Annotated in this window: 25 protein-coding genes; 14 read left to right on the plus strand and 11 right to left on the minus strand. The window is 55.2% G+C overall.

Annotation, left to right across the window (positions count from 1 at the left end):
* Positions 1-628 precede the first annotated feature (628 nt).
* The 3 genes from KO538_RS15145 to KO538_RS15155 are packed head-to-tail and all read right to left on the minus strand — an operon-like array spanning position 629 to position 2741.
* Entirely contained in the window at positions 629-967 is a 339-nt protein-coding gene (locus KO538_RS15145; protein ID WP_219328794.1) for a hypothetical protein, read from the minus strand.
* Positions 958-1665, minus strand: a complete 708-nt coding sequence (locus tag KO538_RS15150) for a restriction endonuclease (protein ID WP_219328795.1) — start codon at positions 1663-1665, stop codon at positions 958-960. The genes KO538_RS15145 and KO538_RS15150 overlap by 10 nt, the downstream gene beginning before the upstream one ends.
* Positions 1662-2741, minus strand: a complete 1080-nt coding sequence (locus KO538_RS15155) for an integrase domain-containing protein (RefSeq protein ID WP_219328796.1) — start codon at positions 2739-2741, stop codon at positions 1662-1664. The genes KO538_RS15150 and KO538_RS15155 overlap by 4 nt, the downstream gene beginning before the upstream one ends.
* Before the next feature lie 975 nt (positions 2742-3716).
* Between KO538_RS15155 and KO538_RS15160 the strand changes: the two genes are divergently transcribed.
* The 5 genes from KO538_RS15160 (at position 3717) to KO538_RS15180 (ending at position 6941) form a co-directional block, all read left to right on the plus strand.
* Complete coding sequence (locus KO538_RS15160) at positions 3717-4988, plus strand: PRTRC system protein D (protein WP_257620382.1); 1272 nt, start codon at positions 3717-3719, stop codon at positions 4986-4988.
* A gap of 3 nt (positions 4989-4991) precedes the next feature.
* The gene (locus KO538_RS15165) at positions 4992-5273 is read left to right on the plus strand and encodes a hypothetical protein (RefSeq protein ID WP_099411672.1); all 282 of its coding nucleotides are present in this window, start codon (positions 4992-4994) and stop codon (positions 5271-5273) included.
* An 8-nt stretch (positions 5274-5281) separates the two neighbouring features.
* Positions 5282-5734, plus strand: coding sequence for a hypothetical protein (locus tag KO538_RS15170; protein WP_219328797.1), 453 nt, complete (start codon positions 5282-5284; stop codon positions 5732-5734).
* Positions 5731-6288, plus strand: coding sequence for a PD-(D/E)XK nuclease family protein (locus KO538_RS15175; protein WP_219328798.1), 558 nt, complete (start codon positions 5731-5733; stop codon positions 6286-6288). Before KO538_RS15170 ends, KO538_RS15175 begins: the two co-directional genes overlap by 4 nt.
* 221 nt (positions 6289-6509) lie before the next feature.
* Positions 6510-6941, plus strand: coding sequence for a tol-pal system YbgF family protein (locus KO538_RS15180; protein WP_219328799.1), 432 nt, complete (start codon positions 6510-6512; stop codon positions 6939-6941).
* A 422-nt stretch (positions 6942-7363) separates the two neighbouring features.
* Here the strand turns inward: KO538_RS15180 and KO538_RS15185 are convergent, their stop codons facing one another.
* The 4 genes from KO538_RS15185 to KO538_RS15200 form a co-directional block, all read right to left on the minus strand.
* On the minus strand, positions 7364-7945 hold the full coding sequence (locus KO538_RS15185; RefSeq protein ID WP_219328800.1) for a hypothetical protein: 582 nt from the start codon (positions 7943-7945) through the stop codon (positions 7364-7366).
* Positions 7946-8045: 100 nt separating this feature from the next.
* Positions 8046-8288, minus strand: a complete 243-nt coding sequence (locus KO538_RS15190) for a hypothetical protein (RefSeq protein ID WP_219328801.1) — start codon at positions 8286-8288, stop codon at positions 8046-8048.
* Positions 8289-8298: 10 nt separating this feature from the next.
* Positions 8299-9342 carry a hypothetical protein gene (locus KO538_RS15195; protein WP_219328802.1) on the minus strand — a complete coding sequence of 348 codons (1044 nt, stop codon included), beginning with the start codon at positions 9340-9342 and terminating at the stop codon, positions 8299-8301.
* Positions 9335-10045, minus strand: coding sequence for a PspA/IM30 family protein (locus KO538_RS15200; RefSeq protein WP_219328803.1), 711 nt, complete (start codon positions 10043-10045; stop codon positions 9335-9337). The genes KO538_RS15195 and KO538_RS15200 overlap by 8 nt, the downstream gene beginning before the upstream one ends.
* 899 nt (positions 10046-10944) lie before the next feature.
* On the opposite strand from KO538_RS15200, the gene KO538_RS15205 reads away from it, so the two are divergent.
* Positions 10945-11502 carry a hypothetical protein gene (locus KO538_RS15205; RefSeq protein WP_219328804.1) on the plus strand — a complete coding sequence of 186 codons (558 nt, stop codon included), beginning with the start codon at positions 10945-10947 and terminating at the stop codon, positions 11500-11502.
* A 495-nt stretch (positions 11503-11997) separates the two neighbouring features.
* Positions 11998-12630, plus strand: a complete 633-nt coding sequence (locus KO538_RS15210; RefSeq protein WP_219328805.1) for a hypothetical protein — start codon at positions 11998-12000, stop codon at positions 12628-12630.
* Positions 12631-13327: 697 nt separating this feature from the next.
* On the opposite strand, the gene KO538_RS15215 is transcribed toward KO538_RS15210, so the two are convergent.
* Entirely contained in the window at positions 13328-14755 is a 1428-nt protein-coding gene (locus tag KO538_RS15215; protein WP_219328806.1) for a hypothetical protein, read from the minus strand.
* Between the two features lie 32 nt (positions 14756-14787).
* Complete coding sequence (locus KO538_RS15220) at positions 14788-16356, minus strand: serine protease (RefSeq protein WP_219328807.1); 1569 nt, start codon at positions 16354-16356, stop codon at positions 14788-14790.
* Positions 16357-16776: 420 nt separating this feature from the next.
* Here KO538_RS15220 and imuA point away from each other — a divergent pair, with 420 nt between their 5' ends.
* Genes imuA through KO538_RS15235 form a run of 3 tightly spaced genes read left to right on the plus strand, consistent with a single transcriptional unit; the run spans position 16777 to position 22101 of the window.
* Complete coding sequence (gene imuA, locus KO538_RS15225; RefSeq protein ID WP_257620383.1) at positions 16777-17547, plus strand: translesion DNA synthesis-associated protein ImuA; 771 nt, start codon at positions 16777-16779, stop codon at positions 17545-17547.
* Between the two features lie 16 nt (positions 17548-17563).
* A complete protein-coding gene (locus KO538_RS15230; protein ID WP_374106854.1) occupies positions 17564-18949 on the plus strand; it encodes a DNA polymerase Y family protein in 1386 nt (461 codons plus the stop codon).
* 2 nt (positions 18950-18951) lie between these two features.
* Entirely contained in the window at positions 18952-22101 is a 3150-nt protein-coding gene (locus KO538_RS15235; RefSeq protein WP_219328809.1) for an error-prone DNA polymerase, read from the plus strand.
* Positions 22102-22140: 39 nt separating this feature from the next.
* Here KO538_RS15235 and KO538_RS15240 read toward each other — a convergent pair whose 3' ends face one another.
* Both KO538_RS15240 and KO538_RS15245 read right to left on the minus strand, forming a co-directional pair.
* Positions 22141-22470: a YegP family protein gene (locus KO538_RS15240; protein WP_219328810.1), complete on the minus strand. Its 330-nt coding sequence runs from the start codon at positions 22468-22470 to the stop codon at positions 22141-22143.
* Between the two features lie 142 nt (positions 22471-22612).
* Complete coding sequence (locus KO538_RS15245; protein ID WP_083411847.1) at positions 22613-22822, minus strand: DUF3892 domain-containing protein; 210 nt, start codon at positions 22820-22822, stop codon at positions 22613-22615.
* A 605-nt stretch (positions 22823-23427) separates the two neighbouring features.
* On the opposite strand from KO538_RS15245, the gene KO538_RS15250 reads away from it, so the two are divergent.
* The 4 genes from KO538_RS15250 to KO538_RS15265 all read left to right on the plus strand — a co-directional run bounded on the left by KO538_RS15250 (position 23428) and on the right by KO538_RS15265 (position 26081).
* Complete coding sequence (locus KO538_RS15250) at positions 23428-23778, plus strand: DUF2185 domain-containing protein (protein ID WP_219328811.1); 351 nt, start codon at positions 23428-23430, stop codon at positions 23776-23778.
* A gap of 113 nt (positions 23779-23891) precedes the next feature.
* Complete coding sequence (locus tag KO538_RS15255) at positions 23892-24344, plus strand: HAD domain-containing protein (protein ID WP_219328812.1); 453 nt, start codon at positions 23892-23894, stop codon at positions 24342-24344.
* 531 nt (positions 24345-24875) lie between these two features.
* Positions 24876-25310, plus strand: coding sequence for a hypothetical protein (locus tag KO538_RS15260; protein ID WP_099411951.1), 435 nt, complete (start codon positions 24876-24878; stop codon positions 25308-25310).
* Positions 25311-25544: 234 nt separating this feature from the next.
* A complete protein-coding gene (locus tag KO538_RS15265) occupies positions 25545-26081 on the plus strand; it encodes a hypothetical protein (RefSeq protein ID WP_219328813.1) in 537 nt (178 codons plus the stop codon).
* Positions 26082-26125: the final 44 nt, after the last annotated feature.

Below are 26125 nucleotides of genomic sequence, written 5' to 3' on the forward strand. Positions count from 1 at the left end.
CCGCACGGGGACCGCGATGCCCCGCACACGAGAAGATATGCCTGGCTATCGTTAAAAACCGATAGACAAGCGAAAGAAGGCCCACCATTCCTAAGAACAGGGGCCTAACCTGAGAAGTATCCAGTGAACTGTACTTCCTTAACGCAAACGATCCTCTGCTTGCGCAAATCAGCCTGGCAAGTGACCAGGCAAAGATCGGTTGCCGAAGCAACGTGTCGAAATCCTACTCGACGACTGAATGACGGGTGACGACCGCAACGCTCACCACGTGAGTGGCGAGATCCTGCCAGGAATCCGCGATGGATGGGGCAGGAGCAATGTGAGAGCGATTCTCACAGAAAGCATTCTTATTTTTGCAGTAGTTATTGACGAATTCAAGGTGCCACAGGGCGAAAGTTCACCGAAAAACGATAGTTCAAGGTTGTTCGATGCGTTCCCAGGCTGATCACCGATAGCGATCCGGACACAGTCATCGGCTGCAGTCATCCTTCGGCAACCGGATGCCTGTCAACCCGTTACTGCTGCGAAGAAGTTTGGAACGGTCGACTCACCTGCTGAAATACATCCGGGAGCAAAAAAATTATCTGCTTATAACAACCCGCTGCTTTGACGGGCACGTCGTTCATTCTCAAATCTGGCTTGTTTGCAGCAGTCTAAAGCGCTCATGCACCAATTGATTAAAACAGCGCATAAACTCCCCGCCATCGTCACAAGTCGCAATCACATGCTTTTCTAGGCGACCACATCGCGAGACGCGCCGCGTGTCAGCAATCACGCACGATGTGTGACTAAAATTACATAGAACAAACGGCCGTCCCTCGACCGGCGCATCATAATAAGCTTGCGCCGCGAGGCGGGCATCAGCAACCTCAATACCCTTGCTCCCGCTTTTCTCGATCACCGTGTAGGTGCATCCGGCCGTCCGGCATGCTCGTAACAACTGGCGGCTCTCCGCATTCAGTTCCATGCCACCTCCCCCGCGCGCCTCCCCAATACCAGTTGCACGAGACTCGCGCCGCTGACCAGCACCACGTTACTTCTGGCCAGATGAGGATACACGGCAGCACCGCTGCGCCCGGTATGCAGAAATAGTCCGGCCCCAACACCATGATGGCAAATGGCCTCGCCAAAGGCCGCCACGTGATGATGGTTCACATGGCCGCCATAGCGCTTCGACTGCACCGCACACCAACCATGCCCAGGCAACCACACCTTGCCGTCAATCCCGCCATCCCCGGAATACCTCGGGTTACGCAAGACAAATAGCCCGGCGTCTTCCAAGGCCGAAAGCACCACCTCTTCAAACACCAGCGGATCCACTTTGCGCAGATAAGCCAGGCACCGTGCCGCGTATCCCTCCCCTGTGAACTGCCGCACAGCCTGCAACACCGCGCGCGATTGACAAATACGCCGGCGATGGTCAGGCAGCCGGCGCAGACGCACAGCATTGAACAACTGCGACGCACATCGAAACAGCATGCCGCTCACGCCGCGTGAACGGGCCAGAACGGCTTCATAGCGCTCGCGCGGCGCACGCGGCGCTCGAGAGCCGCCAGGTTTTCCATCCTCGATTCGCTCTTCTCTACCATCACCAGCCACGGCGCGCTTGACCCACCGCGCACGCGGATTTCCTGACGACCAACGCTGCCAATGTCCCCGTTTCATGATGCCGCTCCCATTAAATCCACTTCACCACTGCGCCGGCCCACCGGCGACCCCAGATACGCGTTGCTGATCTGCTTCCGACAATGCCCCAGCTGTTCGGCCACCTGCCGATAAGCGTCCGCCATGACCTCACGATCGATAAACAGCTCACCGCCCCGCACAGGCGGCTGCACCTGCGTGATATCAAAGTACAGATCACCGGCAAATTGATGCCGCAAGCCGTGTGGCGTGACGCCCAGGTCATTCTTGGTCAATCCCACTGAACGCACCACATTCGAAAACAGGTCCAGCGACTGTTTCAAGGACAGTCCAGGATGGCCGATATGCCCCCAGTCCTGCCGGGCGAGACAGCGTGCACGCGCCAGCGCTTGCCTCTGCTGGGCTGTGCGCACTGCCGCATAGCGCAGCCGGCCACCCTTCGTCCCACGCTTGATGCGCAAAAAACTAATATAGTGATCGGATCGAGGATGCTGAGCCGGCAAGGCATACGCCGGTACTTCGGCTGCGCGCGGGCAAAACATCACGGCTTCCTTGCGGCGCAGGCCAAAAGCGATCATCATCGCCAGCTGCCCTCCCACGTGGCTGTCCACCGCATCGACGGCGGCAATGACCTCATCGACGGCAAGACCATGGCTCTCCCACCCCTTGTCGATCAGCGCCCCATAGGAGCGGCGTACCAGCGCCGGATCGCTCACATAGCTCTCGGCACTGCGCACCAGGCCCGGCTTGCCAATCCAGCTGGCGAAGACCCGGATAAAGCTCATTTGCTGCTGAATGTAGGCTGCGCTGCAGGGATACGCCCGGCGCGGTATGCTCATCGGCATGTCGAGCAACACATCTGCCGGTAACGGCTGCGCCGTCCAATACGCCATCAACGCGCGCACGTGCCGTTCCGCCAGGTTTTCCGGTATGGGCTTGAAGCCCAATGTGCGCAGCAAAGCGAAAATCCGGTACAAACCCTGGCTGCGCGCCTGTCTGGTGCTATGCGAAATCCCCTTCCCTGCGCTGGCATGCTTTTCATTAAACGCGTCCAGCACCGCATCCAGCTGCCCCCTCCATTGTGTGTTGTGGGTCATGACTTCTCCCTCCCGATACTCAGGATTGTCGATTTGGCATGCTGCACTGTCCGGCGCGCATGCCACCGGTGTGGCCTTCAATTGGCATCGACGCCCGGCCTGCTGCGCCAACGAGGGAGATGTACTCTAGACGTTCCAACGCGCTGTCCCTATCTCAGCGTCGATGGCGGATTTTCTGTTTGCCCGAAGGCGCGGTGTCTTAAAAATGCTCATGCGAATAACCAGCGAATTTCTCCTTCTGTGTTAGTCCCCGCGTCTTGCGCGAGCAGTGCGGCGCTGACGCCACAAAGACATTTAGGTGCCCCGGCCACTCTCAATTGAACCAGGACCTTGCCCCTCTTCCCTCACGGTCATCCCATCAGCCCTACCACCAGGCCGCTTCGTGATTGCGCACTAACCAGGTTGATCGAAGCTTCTCCGGCAACGTCACAACAAGGCACCGCGATAGGCTCTTCGTACAGCAGGAAGATTGAATAGGTGATAAATCACTCTCCTGCGGTTCGCGGCCGCAGGCGATACATCGACACTACCAGGATCGTAAATTAGCGACGGAGCGCCGCAAGGCCCTCTCCGATTTGACAAGCGTCTCTTGACGAGAAATCACGCGCGAGCAGTTACCCCCGGCAGGGGCAGCCCGACCTACTTCTTCACTGACATACCACTCAACTCGACCGCAGGGCGCGGCCGATCAACTTCGCTTCGATAGACAGGTTACGACTGCAACGGCATACCACGCTTGCCAGCGCCACATTCGGAACGCGATGTTCCTGGAAGTGGGTCCAGACAGTCGTCACAGAATATGAGCAGTTTTTTCGAATGTCAAGCCGATTTTCGGCGCTGAAAATTTGTGATTGAGGTCGAATTTATTTGGTAAGTGCATCTGGCGAGGATTTCTCCCTATGAAGAACGCCGCGTCGTCATTCCTCTGATTGTAAATGGTATTGAACATCGGAACGGACTGAACCAGGCGCACAGATGAACAACCAACGTACGTCTGCGGTGCGGCACGATTCCAGCGCAGATGCGATGCATTCTCACGCCAGTATAGCTGCGCCGCAGCGCGACTCCAGTCGTTCCCCAGCGCGTCTGGAGCCGTACTCACTACAAGTTCTGCCAAAAAAGCCGGGCTTTTCCCATGGAGTACGTACCACCCCACTATTACTGTTGATCACTTGCAGCAATCAGGAGGACGAAGTGGAACCCATCGTGCGGGCCGTGGACGTTGGCCGGGGAAACACCAAATTCATTGCAGCGGTCAGCCCTGGCGATGTGCGCTGCGCGATGTTCCCGTCACAGGCTCACCCATGTGAAACGGCCTATGAGCAAGAAACCTGGGGCACTAAACGCCGTACCATCTGCGTCCCGGTTGACGATTTGAACTACGAGGTCGGGCCAGACGCGCATCTCGCTTCCGACATCTTCAATGCCAATGTGCTGCAGCACGACAGCTACAGTGCAACGCCCGAATATCTGGCTTTGCTACTGGGTGCACTGCATTACATGCGTGTCGACCGGATCGATCTACTGGTACTTGGTCTGCCCGTGGCCACGTATAAGCTCAAGAAGCAAGTAGCAGCGCTGGAACGCCGCGTCACCGGTGAACACGTCCTGGCCGAAGGCAAAAAGATCACGGTAGCGCGCGTCAAGGCAATTGCACAGCCGTCCGGGGCCTTGATGTACTGCGGACTGACCCATGGACGCCTTGCTCAGATGCGCAAGGAACGGAATCTGATCATCGATCCGGGGCGGCGGACGTTTGACTGGCTGGTGACGCAAGGCATGCAGCAAATTGACAAGCGAAGCCATTCGGTACCGCGCGGCATGTTTGACGTGCTCCACTCGATCACCGAAGGCATCAGCCGAACCACAGGCTCTCACTACCGGGAATACGACGCGATCGATGTGGCGCTGCGAACGGGAAAAAAGCCGGTCATCTTTCAAAAGGAATACGACATTGCCCAGCACCTGCCGCTCGCGCAGAAGATCCCGGAGCAGGCTGTCGCCGAGATGCTGCACTACGTGGGCGACGCTGCCGACATCAACAATATTATTCTGGTTGGCGGTGGCGCCTTCTTCTATCGCAAAGCACTGAAAACCGCCTTCCCGCATCACGAGCTGCAGGAACTCAAGGATCCGATCTTTGCCAACGTCAAGGGTTTTCAGTTTGCCGGCACGGAGCTGGCCAAGCAGGCCGACGCGTCATCGGCTCGGACAGGTGGCACGGCGCCGCTAAACATGGCGACTTAAACGATGGATACGCCTGGCACGATACGTTTGAGTGTAGAGCTGGAACGCGCGGACAACCCGCCCCTGTATGACGATCTCATCAAGTTTCCAAAGGGGCCGCGCCGCGTGAACCGTCTGCGCACCCTGGCCTATGCCGGACTGGTGATACAGCAATGCGGACAAACCACGTCGACCTCGGAGGCGCTGCGGCTCGGCAAGCCTATGACTGAACCGAACACGCCAAGTCAGGATACCGTCGTCGCCCTAGCATCGATGGAGCTTTTTGGCCCATCAAGAAGCGAATAGGATTGGAAATGAAAAACGAAGAGCTACCTCGACTCAGTGCTAGCCAACTGGCTGAAATGGGGTATTGTGAACGCAAGATCGTCCTGGCCGACAGATTTGGCCCGCGCTGCTCGTCCGAGCGCGAGCAGGCACGAGCCTATGGAGAGCTTCAACACGCGAAGTTCTTCATCGAAACGTTGAATTTGGACGCCGCTTCACTAGCGCTCCCAAGCCTGCCGGAACGGGCGTTCATCAGGCCCAAGCAATTGGCTACACGCACTACCAGACTCCACAGGCGGCTGTACCAAATCATGCCGGCATGGCTATCGGCCGCGCGCAAGATGCGCTTTCACATGGGGAGATCCGTTCGGACGGTGTTTTTGCGTCTACGCGAACAACTGTGCTGGCCGCGACATCGGCAAGAGCAAAAGAAGCGCCAGCCGCGCCTTCGCCTTGTCGCACGCACTCACGAAAAAAAATGAGCACTTCCACTGTTCTATCGATCCTCTTGCATGTGGGTTGGGTGCTTCTGTTGCTCTGTATTGTACGTGGAGTGAGACGGCATGCCAGGTGTCGAACGCGCCCCAACTGGTTCCCGGACGAATTGCGTTACGCCAGCCTGGCTTACGCAGAGCAAACTTTCTCACTCGATCACCCCATCAAACTCATCGCGCGTGTTGATCGGGCCTATCGCCACAAAGGAAGACTCACGTTAATGGAGTACAAAACCCGACGTGTGGAACGCGTGTTCATGTCGGACGTGATCGAACTCTCTGTCCAAAAGATGATTCTGGAATTGGTAAGCGGAGCCAAGGTGAACAATTATGGCTTTGTCGTTGTTCAGCACCCTGAGATACCTGAGCGTAGAGCCATGAAGATTTTCTTACTCAACCACAAACAAATCACCGCGCTTTATCACCGCAGAATGGCTTTATTGAATCAAACGATTTCAGCCCACCACGCGGAATCATCATCGCAGTGTCGCGGATGTGAATTCATGAGAGAGTGCAAAACGCATCCTGAAAGTACGCCGTAGCCCATATAGTGCTCAGAGAATACCCTCTGTGAATGCCTCACGTGATGATGCTTTCACTGGACGATCAGAGTTTCTTGCGAGCGATAATAAATGGGATGAACTGCGATTTACTGATATGGCGCATAAAGAAGATGCCTCAGCCTGACTTTCCCCAAGGGGTTCCGTATTATGAACTCGATGACATGAACCGGGCGTTTGAACAGCAGCAAAAGGGAAACTGAATGGACTTACCTTCCAATGTAAGCAAGCAGATAGATTTGCTATCAGAAATGGGCAATGACCTGGCCGATCAAGGCAAATTCTCCCAAGCAGCGGAGAGATGGAAGCAGGCCCATGATCTGCTCCCGCCGCCGCAGGCTGACTGGGAAGCGTATACCTGGCTGAAGGCGTCGATTGGCGATGCGCTCTATCAACTTGCGGACTTTTCTGCTGCGCGCGAGGCATTGTTCGACGCGCTCAATGGTCCTGACGGCCAGGAGAACCCGTTTGTGCATTATCGCCTTGGACAGACGGAACTGGCTTTGAAAAACGAAGAGGCAGGCATTTCAGAGTTGCTCAAGGCGTACATGCTCGACGGTGAGGAAATCTTTACCGAAGAAGAGGATGGGCACGTCTTTTTGCAAAAACTTCGGGATGCCGGGCTGGCCAGCTAACAAACATGGTGGACTGTATCGAGGTGCCAAATGCGTAAAATTCTCATGATCGTCGTCATCATCCTACTCGCGAGTATCGCGGGATTGTTGGCGATGGACCGCTACGACAAGCATGTGGAAAAACAAAGACAAAAGGCGTTCAACGAGAAGTTTTTAAAATAACAAATCGGCGCGATCTGGGATGTAGCCATGATCGGTGAACTTCCGCCAGATCAATTCCATGTTGTGGTTGAGAATGACATGGATCGGGCGCGCCTGATGTGGCTCGTCAACCGTATTGGCGAGGCCACGTTACGTAAGAGCGTTGCCAAGTGCCATGCTCGTTGCCCCGAATGCAAGCCCTTCGTCTCAATCCTCTCATCAAGGCATGGACATCGCTCAACCGGCGCCAGAAAACTGACAACACTCACTATGACTAGCTGTTACTTGCCGTCAAGGCGGTGCGTCTCGCGGAAAGCCATTTCGATCGCGGCCTTCAGTTCGGGGCTATGGCCGGGCAAATACGATGGCCAGGGCACGAAAGGCGTCGAGGACATGACGCCAAGCGAAATCGAAACGGGGCAGCGGTAGTCCGCTCCAGTGCTGGTCAGGCGCACCAGCACCATCTGCTCACACTGAACGTCTTTCACACCGAGCGCGTCGGCGGCAGCCTTTCCGGAGCTGTTAGGATCGCTGAAAAATGTCATGTGGTCAACCGCTGTGCCGGCCATGTATCCCCCCAAGACCACAAACACCAGACTCAAGCAGGAGCTCCATCCTGATTTTGTTTTATCGCCGCCACTGCGATAAATCGAGTAAAACTGCCATCCGAAGGCGAACATGCTGAGAAGGCCGAATACAAGCGCGGCCATCGGTACCCAGTTACGCGCATCACCTGGCACGCCTCGGCTGTTAAACGGAGAAAGGTAGGCTGCGTCCAGAAAGGCCAGCATAAAACTGAAGAGGGCGAGCACATGGAGGACGGGCTGGCGGCCGCTCATGGGCGTTCGGAACATCGCGATCATGTGGGCCCATCCAAGTAACGTAAGGGCGAATAGAAATGGCATGGTAGATTGATTGAGTATTGTGTCAAATCGCCGAGGGCAGTTGCGACTACGCCCCCTCTCATGCTTTGGACCGTTTTTCCTTACGGAGGCGCTGCAACGCCGATTTGAAGCCCGTCATCGACAAGTCGAAACCCTGGTCATTCAGGGTCAGCAACACTTTTTCCAGAGTGACGCCTGATTGCAGCGTGGCCTCAACCACAGGGAGAATTTCACGCAGGCGCGCAGTATTCGACTTACCTTGATTCGTTCTGCTCAATTCGGTTAATGCATCCACAATGTTTTGCGGTTGTGTAGGGTCCATCCAATTTCTCCTACTGATAGTTGCTATCAGGCTCGTTACCGCCGCAGCCTAAGCCGTCCCTTCCGGATACCGTGCCGCTGTCATCGCTCACGCGGCATCCAGCGTGGCCGTGGGTGAAATCGGCCTGTCGCACAGTTGCTGCGGCGGGGACAAGGCCGACCGGAGCGAGGATAAGTCCACCGGCAACATGTTCACCGCACTGAGTGTATGGTCGTGAAACACAGTCGATACCATGCCGTCCAGTCCGGTTCGGCCGATCCTGACTGAGGGTGGCTCCCAACTTAGCGCCATCGCGCCCCTCACTGCTACTGTTAACTACCTCGGCGCCAGGTGGCCATACAACTCGTGTGTCGGCGCCGTCGATGGCCATCTTCTCCACGTCGTTTTTGAAGCGCTTGAATTTTTTCAGCATCTCGTCGCCCAGCGGCACGCCGTTATGGGTATGCTCCAGCAGTTCCAACAGTTGATCCCTCGTAGCATCGAGGGTCTCGATGCGACTTGAGCGGAGACGTTTCGCGACTTCGTGCACTGGACACGTGCCGACCCAGTACATGCGGTAGTGCTCGACAATGTCAAGGGCGTTGAGCACTTCACGCACCTGGCGGCGAGCCTTACGCGACAACGTACGTCGGTCGTGCGCCCGGTAAGCCATGTACGCAACGCCGGCAGCCGCTGCGATACTACAGGCCCCAAGGGCCAGGCCGCTCCGGTGGTTGCCCACCCACTCGATCAGCTGCGAGAACGGGCTGGGGCGAATGTCCTCTTGTTGAGCCAGTCGACCAAATATCAATCCGATAACCCCCCTCCCGAATACTGTTGACAACACTATCGGTACCGCGGCAAATAAGTTTTCGTCGCTCGAACGGCCGGTCATAACGCGAAAAAACATGACACACATGTGCCCCAGGCCGACCAAGCATATGACGATGCTCAAGACGTCCAATATCTGCCACACCGCCGAACCAAACCCACCCATAGCGGATGCAGCTAGCGGCTGGGCGATCACGGGATCCGTCACCAGCAGGAGCAATGACAGGTATGAACGCCTACTCATGTTTATCTCCGACAATCTGCCCTGAGGAAGCCGGCTCTATCGTCAACAGGCCCAACTTGGCGGCCTTGGCGGCGACGGAATCGCGGCGGCGAATATCTGCAAGATGCCGTTCAGGATTGACGGCCGCGCGCGCACTCGCCATGTCGCTCAGGGCAGCAGCTGTCGCCTCCTGACGATCGACCTTGCGATCGAGCGCCTCGAAATCTACGCCGGGGTTCTGGCCGACATTGCCGATGGTGCGCGCCGCATTGGTTTTGGCCTTGGCAACCTTGCTGCGCGCTTCAAGCAGGGTGGCGGCCGTATCGCGCTGTTGCTTCTGCATGCGCAGCTCTGCAAGCTGCTGGTTCAGCACGGTGAGCGACGGTGCCAGGTCGTTGGCGTTCTTCTCATACGCCTGCGCGCGCTCCTCCGCCAACACCTGGTTATTGATCGCACCCAGAGCCTCCTCGCGGCGGCCGTCGTTGGCCGCCGTGCGGGCAACTTCGTCCCACTTGTTTGCGTCCTTCAAGGCGGTTTGATGGTCCTTTCTCATCAGGCGCAATTCGGCATCGACGGCAGCTATGCTGTCCTCCGCCTTGCCGATCTGTTGCTCCAGTTCGCGCACGCCCTGACGCGCCATGCGTCCAACATCACTATTGTTATCGACGACATCATGCAGCGCGCCGGTCAGTTGTATCCAGATTTTTTTCAGCAATCCAAACATGGCGACTCCCCCTAATAACGAGTATCTGTACTTCGCTATAGTTGCAGCCAATGTGCATCCAATGTGCATCCATAGCGAATCCATCGTGCATCCCACTACCTGCAAAGTCAATCGTCCATCCTGTAAAAACAATGCTCTTTGCGATGGATCAAGGCTCACTTTCGCGTGAGAAATCTAAGGAGGTGAAACCGTAGCGGAAGGGAGATAAAAATGAGGGCGGAGCTTGCTGAGCAGGCGTGGCACGGACGCAAACGTCCAACCAGATAGAGCATGGGCCAGGCATAGAAAGATAGGGCCTTTCAAAAGTAGTCTTATTGAGTAACTTTATCAAACTGGACACTGATTTCGGAACATATCTGCGGCAAATTCTCCGATCGGGCCAACAGCGAGGAGGTTGGCCTTGGCGATACCTACCGACTTAAGGAACGCTCAGAATATCTGAGCGCTCATCTTGGGCTCAAACCCAGTTCTGCTATCCGTCCAGAACGATTTTCGTTGGTATTAACCGGCTGGCTTGCACCCTGCCCTGCAGCTGGTAGAAGCGAAGATCGATCTCTTTCTTAGTGGTACCAACTTTTTGCTATCCGCTCAAACAGTTCCTGCAAAGTCATACCGTTGTACGCTCTTCTCCATTGATATTTAGCAAACACTGCTGGACGATTGAAGCCCATGCTAGGGATAATCATGGTGTCACCGCTATTAGATAATAGCGAGTTCAGGGAAGATTTTACAGAAGTGGCGATCTAGCGCAATTTCCTGCAATTAAGAATGGCGGGGGGCCAGAAAATGTATGCGAGGAAAATCCAATTTTTCGGAATTATAAATATTTAGACCATCGAGCCAAGAATATCGCTCACCTTGGAAGTGAGAAATATTACTACCCCGAATAGGGAGATACTGTGAAATTCATGAATATTGCAGGGATTGCATTCATCGCAATGAATATCTCTGCTTGCACCGGCTTTGATCCATCACTCAATGGTTTATTAAAGATCGACACCAATATAGCTATGCCTTCCCAAGTGCGCCCAGGCAATTTACATCCCGATAAAATTTCAGCCACTACCTACTCCAAGGAGTCGGGATGCACGGTACTGCCGATTAATAAAAGTAGCGTCGACGTTGATACAATTTATGGACGCGCAATGGCCCGTTTCGGCTTTAAGTCACTCGAACAGATCACGTTTTATCGCAAAATGGTTGATCGAACTTACCTGGTTGATCAGGGATACAAGCATGAAAAGCAAAGTGGCGCTTTTTACCATTTAGCTCAAACTGTCTCGTCGGGTACATCTGGAAAATCAGGGGCAATGTGGCTCGAGCTGACATTTTCTAAAAATGGTTCTGGCAGTGATGTTACTGCCGAATTTTGCATCGATCCAGCTGATCCAGTAATGTCCAGCAACAATATCCGCCAACAAATAAGCGCTCGAATCCAAGAGATCTTCGGCACCTGACAAGGTGGCAGCAGCGCGGCCCTCGCACACACGCCCGTTCCAGGCCTAGGTACATCACTCGATTATGGTAGTGGGCACGCGCATCCGCATTTGCTACTTGAGTTTTGTTAGCGGCCAGAAGTAAATAGAAGCATTATCGTTGCATCATCCGCCACTCTTATACAGCCAGTACTCATGTTCTCCCGCAAAGTTACTTGTCTTGTCGGGAGTTAGGATGAGGCCAATCGTCTCCTGAAAGTGGAAAATGAGAAGGCTGTGCTTGCAGGCGTTTGTCTTCATAACATCAGGATGTGCGGCCAGCGGGGATCGTGCGCCGGATAATTTGATTGGTCAGAATAGCTTCGCCGTCGCCGCCCGCTACGGCACGCCCGGCAGCTATCGACATGAGGATGATCTTTTACAACTCAACTATGGAAGCGAGGCTGCCGGTTGCAGGATCATGGTGTTGGTGAATCAGGTGCAGCGGGTCGTGGGCTGGGCCAGCACTGGCGCTAGGTGCGCAAAGCTATCGAACAAGCCGACCACACCTTGATTTATCCTGTTTCATGGCCGTTATTGCTGGAAGATCTTAATCCAGTTGTGTTACCTAAGTGTTTTCAACACCATTGGCTAATGGAAGACCTCCAGATGTCCCTCGCCCCATCCAAGATGTCTCTTGAGTCGATGCTAAAAATCCTCACGATGATTGGCACAATCCTTGCGTTTTGCTGGGGAGCATACCAGTTTATCGTCACACAGCGGGGCCAGGCTGAAACGCGACGGATCGAGGCCACCAGGCCATTTCTCGACAGGCAATTGAAGCTCTACACTGATGCCACTCAGGCTACGGCCACGATGGCAACGTCAACATCGCAGGACGAGATCGCAGCTGCACGGAGCAAATTTTTTCTACTCTTCTGGGGCGAACTGGTAATGGTGGAGGATCGTAACGTTGAATCCGCTATGGTAGAGTTTAGGAACGCGCTTAACGCAGGTAAAGAAGGGCCAGAACTCGAGCAATTATCACTCACACTTGCTCGATCATGCCGCAATTCACTGGCGCAATCCTGGGGTGTAAAGCAATGGCAGGACCCGCACTCATCCATAGAACAACAAAGCAGCAATTCCCCTAGTACGATACATCCATGAGAAATTGAAGCACTAAGTCGGTGGCAAATGCTATTTCCTCCCAATCCGGTTATGGTCGGTGAAATCGGATTGTCCCACGTGAGCGTTCTAATAGCTAAAAGTGCTGCGATCACCTTACTTGGGTTTGACTGAGAATCGTCATTGACTTGGCACATCGCCGTTCTACCGGCTTAGGTTTCATCGCCACTCCCGTCATAGGAGATAAGCGTCAATCAGCAATATTGACGCGCTGTCCTCACTTATTGCATCATATGGTCCAGGAACCCACATTCCGAAGCAACTGGCGGCGAGCGGGCAAACGCAATGTTGAGCACCACTTACGTAGACGCAGCGATATAGATCGGGTTCGGAGTCTGATCCCAAAACCGCGCAGGCACTGGTCGCATTTACGAAAACCGAGACGGGAGCAGTGGCCGGATTCCTCTCGAACGCAGTGCGTATTAGCAGGAGGTCGTTCGCCCTCCCATGGAACCCAAGCAGGTCAACAGGCAGATGCTTAGCTTCAATTGTTCTTCTGCGCCGGCTCACGCGCACTGGCATCCAATGTGCGTACATCATCCGTAAAAAGGCAAGTTCATGAACATCGTGCACCGCCTGTGGCGGCAAGGTGATTCTTGGCGAGCTGGGGCATTCAATATCCTGCTTTGCCGCTTATCTCCTTAACCTGCTCTGATCTTTTTTGCGGAGTGTAGGTTGTTCAATGTACCAACTCCGGGTAAGGTAAGGGTAAGACCGAGGCACTCCGTGCCGCTTTGTTTGCAGTGATTTTCGCTTTGATCAGCTCTGCTCTGGCACGTGCCAAGTCAATCGCCGAGGCTTGTGTACCGAGAGTCGATACACCTGCTGCCGCTTCCTCTACAGCCAGTTGTGCTTCGACATAGGCAATGTACAAATCATCGTCAGCATTGTCCGTCTTGATTTTTGCATCTGCAGCCGCAGCCTCAATACTACGACGCTCGCTGGGAATGAAGTGTGCAGCGACCGCTTTTTTCAGATCGGCGTTTTGGCTGTCATACGCGGAGGCGATGGCGGCCCAAAAGGCAGAGCCAGTGCGCGTCTCATCCACTTTGACGGTCGCGTTCACCAAACCTATTCTTTTCTCGCTCTCAAACGACGGTAATTCTTCCTGCTCTACCGACATCAATTTTGCATTGAGAAACCGTTCTCTGAGATATGCCCGATGCGATGCCGAGACATAACTACTTGGAGGACACATATCTGCCGGCTGAGCTGCCCCTCCGGACGAGAAACCGGCGCAGTATTCCGACACTGCCTTGAACAGAGCCGGACTAAATTCTGGCTCAGGCTTAGCATCGGCGGTCTCAGCTAACGCCGCACGCTTTTTCGCCTCCTCCTCATACGCTGTTCGCGCGGCCACCATGGACTTGGCAGCAGCCAAATCGATCTCCTCTGCCTGCGAAAATGTCGGCCCCAACATCAGACCTGATGTACTGCGAAACAGCGGATTTTTTTCGCGCGAAAAAAATTTTCCGATATCGATATCTGCGAATCGGAATAATGCTGAAGCAAATGGTTTGTCCGGCGCCGAAGGCAAACTAAATCTTATGCTCAATGCCAAGCTGCGCTGCTGGTTACTCCAGCTTGAAATATTTGAACGGCCAAGGTACAGACTGGTCATCTTTAAGGCAAACATATCTTGGCGGCCCGGTATAGAAATTATGTCGAAATCCGCGTAGAAATCGGGGACGGTAAGTTGATCATCTGCTATTTCTAGAACCTCATGCATGCGCCGCATCACTTGGGCGGCGTCCGGTGTATTGGCCTGCGTCTTTCCGCGGCCCGGTAAGACTACGGACAGGCACAACGGGCTACGCCGAACCTGACCGTCCATCATGATTTTATAAAACTCCCCTCCCCCTGTTCCAAAGCCGATTTCGAAAGACTTATCTTCTCCTTGAGCTTTCGCCATCGCGCCCACCCAATCAATAACACCGCCGACAGCCATCTTGCCAAGCACTGTTGCTATTCCCGCGAGACTTTCCGGCGACTTCGCACCTTCGCACGCTTCGTGAAATGTGACCACCAAACTATCGGATGCAACCGCAGGCGATGTCAGTGATGACATTGACAATAGGAACAAGCAAACCAATTGGCGGAGTTTCATATCAATCCCCTTCCTATTCGTGGAACTTGCAATTAAGGAGCAAGTTGTAATCCGATATTTCCGGCGAACCGCAGCTTGCTGCTCTTGTAAAGATCATGGATACGGAATAAATCACGGTCGCAGCTTTCCTTACCCATATATTCTTCTTGAGAATCGGCGGGCGCAACATGCAGTCCAACAATACGGAGTGCACCTTCAGCGTCGGCCTGTATCAACGATGCCCCACTGGTGCCGCTACTGGACTGGCAGGTATGCACCATACAAACGTTCTTGACAGTCGCAATGGTGCAGGTACCAGCTCGCGACAGGTGCAGTGGAAAAGATGTCTTCACCGATCCAGTGGAAGTGAGGCTCTGTCGGTAGGCATTGGCTATACCCGCAAAGAGATTCCACCCAACCAGCATTACTGAGCTTCCCGGCATGACTCCTTTGGAACTGACGGCGATGTTCGGCAGCTCCAGATCGTCGCCATCACGAACGCGTAGTAAAACGAAATCCGCACCAAATCCTGCATTGTGCTGACCGGCCGGCCCGTAGCGCCGGCAAGAGGGGTCGCTGGCGTGGTCTACCACACACTCTATACTGACGACTGGCAGCTCTCGCGCCAGCATTGGCAGAGTAAATTTATAACGCCCATTTTTTACGTCCACCAATGTCTGATTAGCAATTGCCACTTCTCCTGCTTCCAAGTTGTAAAAGCAATGCTTGGCCGTCAGGACAAGATTGGGGGCTATGCGCGTAGCCGAGCAAATCGTCCCCCATGCGCTGTCCTCCCGATCCTTGCTATTGTTCACCAATAACACCCCCATTGTCAGCGACAAACTTTTCCTCAACGGACTGTCCTGTTTGAGTTGAGCGACTTCGCTGAGGCATTTTCGACTGTACTCATTCATCAGATTGAGCACATTGCTTTCGCCCCCCTTAATCAGTTCTTTCAGCACCCCTTTGGAAAGGGTGTTGGTCCGATTGAAGGTCCGCCCCCACTGCTCGATGTTGTATTTGTTTTTGTCAATCACCGAACCGAGCGCAATCTGCGATTGGTCGCATTCAGCTGCCGTTGCCGTCGGAACCAGGATAGTGGTGCTGAGCGGACTCGCTATCTTGATTTTCAGCGCCTCCAGCGTTGCATTGGCATGAGCTTCCGCGACACCGTGTTCCAGGCTTGGATTATGGCCCACAGGATTTTTTGGCTTGGGCTGTCCGGGCGGTACGCTTCCATGAACATCAAAGGGCTTCGGCTTGTAGACATCAACTTTTGGCCCCCAAGGCTTGACAATCTCATCCAGACGGGGCTTGGGCTGATTGTTCGGCTCAGGTTTAACAAGCTCATCAAGCTTGATGGCGAGCCGCTTGTGTGACTTAGTTTTTGCAAACTCATCAGGGAGGACGATGGATTGCTCGTCAAGCGTAGGGTTGACAAGGTCCTGCTTAATGGCGATGGGCGGCCTACTTCGCATGGATAACGGTGGGCTCTTACCATCTAGGATAAGCGCTGTTTTTGGCAGACCACCCCGCGCTCCAACACCTGAGCCCTGCTGTGCAAAGCCAGTTGGACAACAAAGTACGCCCAAACATAGATACAGCAACCCGCGATGCAGCATAGCAACATCTCCTCAATAGACGCCTCAAGCAGAAACGTCTAATTAGTATTAACGGATTTTTACAGCGTGATTTATTTCAGCGCAAAGTTGTCTTGACATTCCGCTTGGCACGATATGGCCAGGTTGCCAACATGCAGTGCACCCAAGTGCCGCAACTGGCGGATTCACAGTCGTCTGCCACACGGTGCTTCGCCTGCGATACAAGTTCCCAAAGTCATGACGGTGGCTGGGAAAGACCTGGCGAGAGCGAATGGTGTGAGCCTTCAATAAGACGTACGCACAAAAATGTGACCTAAATGGTGCTTCCCTATTTACTCTCTTGCACCATCACAACTATTAGTTTCCATTCAAGAAATTCATGGGCCTTGCAGTTTTTGACGTCCTCAGCATATACTGTATTTATATACAGTAGTTTTGAGAATGATCAACATCCTCTCGCCAGACACTATGCTTTCACCTTCCCTTCAACGTAGCAGCCCTACCACACTGGCCAATAGCGCCCTGTTGCGTGACGTCTGGCGGGCGAGTGAACTGAGCCGAGGAACAACCAGTACCGTCACTACCGGTCACAGCATCTTGGATCGTGAGCTTCCGGGCAACGGTTGGCCGCAATCGACCTTCACGGAGTTGCTAGTTCAGCAAGCTGGTATCGGGGAAATGCACTTGTTGCGGCCAGTGCTGGCACAACTGTCGCAACATCGCCGGATCGCCCTGGTGCAGCCGCCGTACTTGCCCAACTCCGCCGCCTGCAAATTCATGGACCTGAGCTGCCCAAACCTGCTCTGGATACGTGCCCCCAGCACCGCCGATGCGCTCTGGTCCACCGAGCAGATCCTGCGCAATGGCAGTTGCGGTGCGGTATTGCTGTGGCAGACGAATATCCGCGACGAAGCACTGCGGCGCCTCAATCTGGCGGCGCAGACCACCGAGACGTTCTTCTGGCTGGTCCGGCCGATGAGCGCAGCGGCAGATGCGTCACCAGCGCCGTTGCGCCTGGCATTGCGCCCTGCCGCCGGTGGCATTTCCACTCACATTATTAAACGGCGTGGCCCACATCACGAGGCGCCACTCTTTATCCCGCTGGCTGACATGCCGGCCCGTCAACGATTTTTGGACGATCAAAATGCGGTTCTGGTTCAGCGTACACCTCCCACTGTTGCCTCTCGAATGCCTCAGGCCGCGCTGGTGTGAGCCGGGGCCCTATGCGGTGGTCGACAAGGGCCGCATTATCACGGTCTCGCAACAAGCCTATGCCGAAGGCGTGCGTATCGGCATGCGCCCTGGCGGCGTGGCGGCCGTCTCGCCGGATACCGTCATCCTGGAGCGCAGCCTTGAGCGCGAACTGATCATGAGCAATGCTGTCGCGCTCGCCCTCCTCCAGTTCACCCCGGAAGTGGCGCACGCCGGCGACTTCAGCCTGCTGCTGGACGTGACCGCCAGCTTGCGCCTGTTTAACGGACGCGCCGCCATCAGCAGGCGCATTCGCGCTGCCCTGCAAGCACTGGGCGTGACCGCGCAGCTCGGCACGGCGCCGACGGCCATGGGGGCCTGGCTGCTGTCGCGCTGGCAGCCAGCCAAACGCCAGGTCATTTTACGGCGCACGGTACATATGCGCTCACTGGAGCGCCAGCTCGACCGCATGCCCTGCGCCTATCTGCCCAGCGCGGCGAACCACTTGGAGTGGCTCACCGACATTGGCGCAGATCATCTGGCAGCACTACGGCGCCTGCCCCGCCCCGGCATCCAGCGCAGGATGAACAAACTCGTGCTCGATGAGCTCGACCGTGCCTATGGGCTCGCTCCTGAACTGTTTGAATGGATCGCCATCCCCGAGACCTTCTCTGCGCGCATCGAAACCTTTGACCGGATCGAGCACGCCGATGCCCTGCTGGACGGCGCCACTGGCCTGCTGCAGCAATTTGTCGGCTGGCTGGTCGCGCGCCAGCAGGCGGTGAGCGTTTTTGTTCTGCTGCTGGAGCATGAGCGCGGCAAGACTGCGATCCCGCCCACGCCGATCGAGATCGGATTGGCGGAGCCGACCTGGCGCGATGAACACCTGATACGGCTGCTGAAGGAGCGCCTGGCGCGCACGGAACTGGTTGCCCCAGTCATCGCCCTGCGCCTGGAAGCGCGCCTGCTCACCGCGATGGCGCCACCGACACAAGACCTGTTTCCCGAGCCGGGCGGCAACCCCGCCGACTATAAGCGCCTACTGGAATTACTCAGTGCCCGTCTTGGCAGCGACAACGTCCTCTCGCCTGTCGAGCATCATGACCATCGGCCGGAGGAAAGCAATGCCTGGGCTGCCGCCACCGAAAAGCGCAAGGCAGTCAACGCCGAGGATGAGGCGTTTGAGCGCCCGTTCTGGCTGCTACCTAAACCTATCCCGCTGCTGCTGCGCGGCGAACGTCCCTTCTATGGTTCCCCACTAAAAATGCTCAAGGGGCCGGAACGCATTGAGGCTGGCTGGTGGAACGATCAAATCGCGGCCCGCGACTATTACATCGCGCAAGGAAGCGATGCCACCTGCTACTGGATCTACCTCGAGCGTGTCGTTGACGGCCGCTGGTACCTGCACGGCATGTTCGGCTGATCATGGACAAACTGCCAATTTCCACGCTGCCCGACTATGCCGAGCTGCAATGCATGAGCCATTACTCCTTCCTGCACGGCGCCTCTCCGCCCGATCAATTGGTGGCGCGCGCGGCCCAGCTGGGATACCAGGCCATCGCCATGGCCGACGAGTGTTCACTGGCCGGTGTGGTCAAGGCACATGTGGCTGCGAGGGAGTGGAACATCCACCTCATCATTGGCAGCCAGATGAGGGTGACACCGGAGGACGGCACCCCAACGTTCACTGTGCTGATCCTGGCCATGGACCGCGATGGCTATGGCAACCTGAGCGAACTCATTACCGCTGCGCGCACACGCGCCGACAAGGGGAGTTACCTGGTGTGGCCGCGCGACATCGCCAACCCCAACGGGTCTCTCGCTCACTTAAAAGGGCTGCCTGGCTGCCAGCTTATTCTGTGCCCCAAATATAACGCCCCCTATGAAGAGATCGAGCGGCAAGCCGAGTGGCTGGTGCGCAGCGCACCGGGCCGCGCGCGCGTCGCTTTGACGTTGCATCACCGCGCGCAGGATGACCGGCACCGCGCCATGGTCGAAGCCATCGGCGCCGAGTTCAGCCTTCCTGTGGTGGCCACGGGCGACGTCGTCATGCACCTGCGCTCGATGAAAATCATCCAGGACACCATGACCGCGATTCGACTGAATACGCCGGTGGCGCAATGCGGCTATCAGCTGGCCTCGAATGCCGAAGCGCATCTACGCTCGCGCCTACGGCTGGGTAACCTGTATCCGCGCGACGCCCTCGATGAAACCCTGCGCGTGGCTCAGCGCTGCACCTTCTCGCTTGATGAACTGCGCTATGAATATCCAGGCGAGATCGTGCCCGAGGGACAGACCCCGGCCAGCTACCTGCGCGAGCAAGCCTATATTGGGGCGCACTGGCGCTACCCGCACGCCATTCCAGACAACGTGCAGGCGCAGCTCGAGTATGAGCTGGAACTGATCGGCGACATGCAGTACGAGCCCTATTTTTTGACGGTATTTGACATCGTGCGCTTTGCCCGCTCGCAAAAAATCCTCTGCCAGGGGCGCGGATCGGCGGCGAATTCGGCCGTGTGCTACTGCCTCGGCATCACCGAAGTCGATCCTTCGCGCGGCACCCTGCTCTTCGAGCGCTTTATCTCACGCGAACGCGATGAGCCGCCCGACATCGACGTGGATTTCGAACACCAGCGGCGCGAGGAGGTGATTCAATACATCTATCGCAAGTACGGCCGCATGCGGGCCGCCCTGACCGCCGTCGTGATTTCCTACCGCCCGCGCAGTGTCCTGCGCGATGTGGGGCGCGCGCTGGGCGTGGATCTATCGGTGGTCGACAAGGTGGCCAAAGCCTCGCATAGCTGGGGCGGACGGGCCGACCTGCAGCAGCGTCTTACCACCTGCGGGCTCGATCCGCACTCCCCGATCGCCGAAAAATGGGCAGCAATTGCCGAGCGCCTGATGCGTTTTCCGCGGCATCTTTCCCAGCATCCCGGCGGTTTTGTCATTTCTCGCGGTCTGCTCTCCCGCCTGGTGCCTATTGAAAACGCCGCCATGCCAGAGCGCACCGTCATTCAATGGGATAAGGATGACATCGATGAGCTGGGTCTCCTGAAAATCGACATCCTGGCGCTGGGTATGCTGTCGTGTATCGCCCGCACCCTGGCTTTGATCTCGGAGCAGCGTGGCGAGCGTTTTGAACTGGGCGATATTCCCCATGAGGATACTGCCACGTACCAGATGATCTCTAAAGCGGACACCGTCGGCGTGTTTCAGATCGAATCGCGGGCGCAGATGTCGATGCTGCCACGCATGCAGCCGCGCGAATTCTATGATCTGGTCATTGAGGTGGCCATCATCCGGCCTGGCCCCATCCAGGGCGGCATGATCAATCCGTACCTGCGCCGGCGCCAGGGTCTGGAAGCAGTGACCTATCCGAGCCCGGAGATCGAGGCGGTGCTGCGGCGCACGCTCGGGGTGCCGATCTTCCAGGAGCAGGTCATGTCGATCGCCATGACGGCGGCGGGATTTACGGCAGGTGAAGCCGACCGCCTGCGCCGCGCCATGGCCGCCTGGAAAAGAAAGGGTGGCCTGGAACAGTTCGAAGATCAGCTCATGAGCGGCATGGCCGAGCGAGGCTACAGCATCGAGTTTGCCTCGTCGATTGTTGGCCAGATACGCGGCTTTGCCGAATATGGTTTTCCGGAATCCCATGCACACAGCTTTGCTTTGCTGGCCTACGCCAGCAGCTGGCTGAAATGCCATCATCCCGCCGAGTTCCTGGCCGCCCTGCTCAACAGCCAGCCCATGGGGTTTTATAGCCGCTCCTCTCTGGTGCAGGACGCGCGCCGGCATGACGTCGAGGTAAGACCCGTCGATGTCTGCGCGAGCGGGTGGGAAGCATCCCTGGAGCCGATGGCGGACGGCAGACTGGCGGTACGCCTTGGTTTCAATAATATCAACGGAATGGAACGGGAGGCCGCATGGCGCATTGAGGAAGCCCGCGCTGCAGCCCCCTTCAAAAACACACGCGATGTTGCCATGCGCGCGCAACTCGATGCGGGGGATATGAAGGCGCTGGCGTCGGCCAACGCCCTGGTAGCGCTGACGGGCAACCGGCGCATGGCCATGTGGGATGCCGCGGCGAGCGTGCCGGAGCGGGATTTGATGCGCGCGACGACCATTGCCGAACCCGTACTGGAGCTGGCGCCGCCCACGGAGGCCGATGACATCGTGGCGGACTACAGACATATCGGTCTGACACTGGGCCGTCATCCACTCGCTCTCCTGCGCGAGCGCCTCAATAAAATGCGCTTTGTGCCGTCGGATATCCTGAACACTTTCAGCGATGGCCAGCTGGCAAGGGGGTGTGGCATTGTTACGGTGCGGCAGCGGCCGGAAACGGCCAAGGGGGTGATCTTCCTCACCCTGGAAGATGAATGTGGCACCATCAACATCATCGTCTGGCCGACATTGGTGGAAAAGCAGCGCGCCGAACTGATGAATGCCTCACTCTTGGGGGTGTACGGAATCTGGCAATCGAAGAGTGGCGTGCGCAACCTGATCGCAAAGCGACTGGTGGATTGCTCTCATCTGCTCGGTCAGCTTGACACGAAGAGCCGGAATTTTCATTAGAGAAGCATCCGGCCCACTTCCAACATTAACTTGATACGATCAGGCTTCGTCAACTATTTTAGATGTGGGGCCATTGGTTTTGCAGGAGGCAATGCCATTGTCTCGACCCGCAGACGATGCATACATTTGGCTGTTGCCAATGATCTCGCCGTTGCCAGCTTTAAGAACGAAGTATGGTTGATCCGCTTTCGACGTCAGACGAACATACCGGTCATCGCTAGGGCTGTTGCGTTGGCAGGACGCTATGCCATTCTGCGCCGCTTGCTTGGTGGTATAGGACTCGCTAGTGAGTATTATCTCGTGATTGTCCGCTTTCAGATTGAAGTGATAGTTCCCTGCGTTCTTCTTCAAATGATAATAACCTGGCATGCGATACTCCTTTGAATTGGCTGGAGATTTCAATTTATCGTATAAAACTCGGATATTTTCTGACGATTCTAAATTTCAATAGCAGAATCGGATTGTTAGCGAGAACGGTGCAGTATTACTCATTTGAAGCATCGCACCCGATTCACTTTCGATTGACGTTATCCTTGACCGAACTATCCGGATTGTCCCTGACGTATTCCTGGCCGTTCACCTTTACGACATGCGCATCGGGATGCTTGCCGGCCTTGACTTCCTTGACGGCGACAGGACGTGGTACTTCTTTCCGGGAACCAATCTGATAGGACTCATTGCGCCCGCCAGGTCCATCGTTGTTCCCTTTTATTTTCGTCATTCTGCTTCCTTCCAAAAGTTGGAAAAATCCGCTCTCTTTGTTCTGTCTTTTTGAGAAAAATAGTTGAGCGGCGGGATAAGGATACACCCAATTTTCAAAAAATAAATCGACTATGAGGTATTTTCCTAGATGTTTCCGGCTCTACGAGCATTTGAGAGTGAATCGCCACCAGTAGCTTAGCCTCTCCTGATCCATGGTTCTTGAAAGATGAAAATCCAATGGATCGTGGTAGGGGCCTGGGCGCCCTGCCAGGCGCCTGGTGTGCGATCTCGCGGCTGCCTGATCCACCGGCGAGGTCGGGTCTGGCCAGTCTATCTCCCCTGCAGAGACAAACACCGCGCTAGCAAAAGCTGCTTGAGCTTCGGTGGACTCATGCATTAACGTTCCTATGGCAAACTGCCTTGCGACGGCAACCTCGGGTTCCGCGGGGCGCGGGCAACCGATTCGAGTTATCTTTCACATCATTTCCACTCCGCAACGATGCATTTAAGTTAAAGTGTTGCGTTGATCGATTGAGTCCGCAGCCACTAGAGGTCATTGCGAATCAGAATGTTACCGCCAACGGCCGTTTGGCCGCAGTTGAACTTGGATGTTAGACGTTAGGTATGACGAAAATTTACTTCTTGCCGAAAGATCAGATTCAACCGCTCGTCTCTGGCTATGGTGCAGGCCTAGCAAGCGACATGATCACTGTCGATGGTCTTCCGGTATGTTTCATGTATCGAGAAAGTCCTAGACACGACCACGATAGTGGATGGTGCTTCATGTCAGGGCAAGAAACTGATGAGTACGCAAACGACATCGAAAATCTCGCGTATTACAATATGAATACGATCGTCAATTATGATCGTTCCATTATTCCTTTGCTAGACGCTCCGATCGGCTCGGCATTCGAACGAAATTCCGGTGATGAGGATTTCGTGGAAATCTTAGACTGGAATTCTACCGAAGACTGAGCGTATTCGGCGCAGAGCGCCTTGCTGCGTAAAGCAATGTCGGATTTCCATCCTCTGGACTTCAGCTAGCGGCCAGGAGCAGACAGTCTTCCTTCCAACTTAGCGATCACAGAATGATACTTTTCTTAGACTTTGATGGTGTACTCCATCCGTTTCCGATGACGTCGGCCAGCAGTCATTTTTCAGCGACTCCGGCACTATGGACAATCCTGGAAAAAAATCCTGACATTTCTGTCGTCATCACATCAACCTGGCGTGAGCAATTTTCTTTGGCACAATTGGTGGAACTACTGAAAGGTCATGGAGGTGAGCACTTTTCTCATCGTTTCATAGGCGTTACGCCAACCTTGGAAAGTACGACTGACCATGTACCCGGTATCCGCCAGCGAGAGATTGAGTCGTGGTTGCTTGAGAACGAAATTACCGATGAACCTTACATAATTTTGGACGACATAGAAGAATATTTCGATTCAAGCTGTCCAAATTTGTATCTTGTCGATGGCGTCAGCGGACTTACTGAGCATGACACTGCAATGATCCCAATCTGGTTGGGTATTCTAAGCTGAATTTCAATCGATCCAATTTCAATCGATGCATGTGAGACACCGTCCGCTTCGGGGCGGGACCTGGCAACGACGTCAACCGGCCAGAAGCGGCGATTCGAACCAGCGTGACAATGTGTGAAATTTTCTGATTGGCAATCCGCTATGCTCTGGTGCCGCTACCGGCCAGGAGCGGCCATTCGATAATTTCCAAGGAGCGCGATGACCGAAGATCTGTGTCTCAGGATTGCTGAGAAATATTTGTCGTCAAATGCCATTGAGTACATCCTTCCTGGCCGGATTGGCAGCAAAGAGCCGAGCAGGTGGGAGGCGATTTACGTCGTTCCAGCAGTAACGGACCCCACGGTGGCAGTTGTCGATCCTCCAGATGTACGAGTTTGGGTCACACTTCTTGACGGTCAAGTGGAATGGATACACCAAATGTGAACGGCTGCCTTGGGGCGGCATCCGCCAACGACGGCAACCGGCCAACAGCAGACATTTGGATTGCGCAGGAAACACTCATTACCCGGAAGCCACCTGACTATAAAAACGATGAACCAAGAACTAGAACTTGACGACCAAATGCATCAGATGATTAAAGCCCATTGTGCTCGCGGGGACAGTTTGGCCGAGGCACGGAATTTCGAAGATGCCATTGCGGCGTACAACGATGCATGGCGCTTAATTCCTGCCCCAAAGAACGATTGGGAGGCTGCTACTTGGGTTCTAGCAGCGATCGCAGATTCCGCCTACTTGGGTGGCTACACAACGACTGCAAGAGAAGCCATTGAGTACGGCATGACCTGCCCTGGCGCACTCGGCAACCCATTCATGCATCTACGTTTCGGGCAAATACTGTTGGATAGCAATGAGAAAGATCGTGCAGCTGATGAGTTGATGCGCGCATATATGGGAGCTGGCCCGGAGATTTTTACACACGAAAACTCCAAGTATCTTTCTTTCCTTAAGTCTCGGGCAATACTGTAATCAAGGCCCGCTTTGAGGCGGAACATGCCGAAGTCTGCAACCGGCCTATTGTGTTGAACAAGTCGAGCGGCAAGATTTTCTGGAGGTCTCAGATCTCCAAGCAGTTGGTGATCATTCAATAGCGGCGGTTCTGGCCAGTCTAGGCTGGCAGAATTTCTATCTAAATGTCAACGTACCTGCGTTTTTCAACACAATAGGCCAGAAGCGGTCACTCGACGTATCCCTTGGAAATAAATGCAGATGGAAGTTAAATTTCTTAGTCTTGGCGAGCAAAGTGAACATGGTCGGGTCCTTGTTGCTCGCGGCCCAACCTCAGAATCCAACATCGTTGCCAGTGTCTTGATCGCTCACCATAGTGCGCCGGTGACTCGCGTAAACATTCTTGCCAGCGCAGGGTACTCATGCTTTCAGAGCACACGTTTCGCTGAGAGCATCGTTTACATCGGCTTTGGGCAGTTCGTGTTCGTCGTTGATCTTTACCTTGGCGAAGTTCGTCGCCATCAGCTGGACGGTTACTTTGGCCAATTGTACGATTCGCGCGACCTTGAGAACCTAAATAGCCGCATCGCAGTGCTTGTAACTTCTGCATCTGAAGTTCTTGCTTTTGACCATACAGGAGGTCTGATCTGGGAGCAGTCGCCGCTTGGGATCGACGGTGTAGTCCTTTACGATGCGAGCGCGGGTCAGATTCGTGGTGATGGTGAATGGGATCCACCAGGCGGCTGGCGTCCATTTAGCCTAGTTTCAGAGTCAGGAGCAATACTTCAATGACCGGTATGGGGCGAATCTAGCCTGACGATACAGCCACTAGATTT

Source organism: Janthinobacterium sp. NKUCC08_JDC (assembly GCF_019345575.1).
GTDB classification, from domain to species: domain Bacteria; phylum Pseudomonadota; class Gammaproteobacteria; order Burkholderiales; family Burkholderiaceae_D; genus Janthinobacterium; species Janthinobacterium aestuarii.

Excerpts from the sequence above, each read along its gene's own strand:
- KO538_RS15145 (WP_219328794.1), bottom strand. The coding sequence starts at position 967 with ATGGAACTGAATGCGGAGAGCCGCCAGTTGTTACGAGCATGCCGGACG.
- KO538_RS15150 (WP_219328795.1), bottom strand. The coding sequence starts at position 1,665 with ATGAAACGGGGACATTGGCAGCGTTGGTCGTCAGGAAATCCGCGTGCG.
- KO538_RS15155 (WP_219328796.1), bottom strand. The coding sequence starts at position 2,741 with ATGACCCACAACACACAATGGAGGGGGCAGCTGGATGCGGTGCTGGAC.
- KO538_RS15160 (WP_257620382.1), top strand. The coding sequence starts at position 3,717 with ATGAACAACCAACGTACGTCTGCGGTGCGGCACGATTCCAGCGCAGAT.
- KO538_RS15165 (WP_099411672.1), top strand. The coding sequence starts at position 4,992 with ATGGATACGCCTGGCACGATACGTTTGAGTGTAGAGCTGGAACGCGCG.
- KO538_RS15170 (WP_219328797.1), top strand. The coding sequence starts at position 5,282 with ATGAAAAACGAAGAGCTACCTCGACTCAGTGCTAGCCAACTGGCTGAA.
- KO538_RS15175 (WP_219328798.1), top strand. The coding sequence starts at position 5,731 with ATGAGCACTTCCACTGTTCTATCGATCCTCTTGCATGTGGGTTGGGTG.
- KO538_RS15180 (WP_219328799.1), top strand. The coding sequence starts at position 6,510 with ATGGACTTACCTTCCAATGTAAGCAAGCAGATAGATTTGCTATCAGAA.
- KO538_RS15185 (WP_219328800.1), bottom strand. The coding sequence starts at position 7,945 with ATGATCGCGATGTTCCGAACGCCCATGAGCGGCCGCCAGCCCGTCCTC.
- KO538_RS15190 (WP_219328801.1), bottom strand. The coding sequence starts at position 8,288 with ATGGACCCTACACAACCGCAAAACATTGTGGATGCATTAACCGAATTG.
- KO538_RS15195 (WP_219328802.1), bottom strand. The coding sequence starts at position 9,342 with ATGAGTAGGCGTTCATACCTGTCATTGCTCCTGCTGGTGACGGATCCC.
- KO538_RS15200 (WP_219328803.1), bottom strand. The coding sequence starts at position 10,045 with ATGTTTGGATTGCTGAAAAAAATCTGGATACAACTGACCGGCGCGCTG.
- KO538_RS15215 (WP_219328806.1), bottom strand. The coding sequence starts at position 14,755 with ATGAAACTCCGCCAATTGGTTTGCTTGTTCCTATTGTCAATGTCATCA.
- KO538_RS15220 (WP_219328807.1), bottom strand. The coding sequence starts at position 16,356 with ATGCTGCATCGCGGGTTGCTGTATCTATGTTTGGGCGTACTTTGTTGT.
- imuA (WP_257620383.1), top strand. The coding sequence starts at position 16,777 with ATGATCAACATCCTCTCGCCAGACACTATGCTTTCACCTTCCCTTCAA.
- KO538_RS15235 (WP_219328809.1), top strand. The coding sequence starts at position 18,952 with ATGGACAAACTGCCAATTTCCACGCTGCCCGACTATGCCGAGCTGCAA.
- KO538_RS15240 (WP_219328810.1), bottom strand. The coding sequence starts at position 22,470 with ATGCCAGGTTATTATCATTTGAAGAAGAACGCAGGGAACTATCACTTC.
- KO538_RS15245 (WP_083411847.1), bottom strand. The coding sequence starts at position 22,822 with ATGACGAAAATAAAAGGGAACAACGATGGACCTGGCGGGCGCAATGAG.
- KO538_RS15250 (WP_219328811.1), top strand. The coding sequence starts at position 23,428 with ATGACGAAAATTTACTTCTTGCCGAAAGATCAGATTCAACCGCTCGTC.
- KO538_RS15255 (WP_219328812.1), top strand. The coding sequence starts at position 23,892 with ATGATACTTTTCTTAGACTTTGATGGTGTACTCCATCCGTTTCCGATG.
- KO538_RS15260 (WP_099411951.1), top strand. The coding sequence starts at position 24,876 with ATGAACCAAGAACTAGAACTTGACGACCAAATGCATCAGATGATTAAA.
- KO538_RS15265 (WP_219328813.1), top strand. The coding sequence starts at position 25,545 with ATGCAGATGGAAGTTAAATTTCTTAGTCTTGGCGAGCAAAGTGAACAT.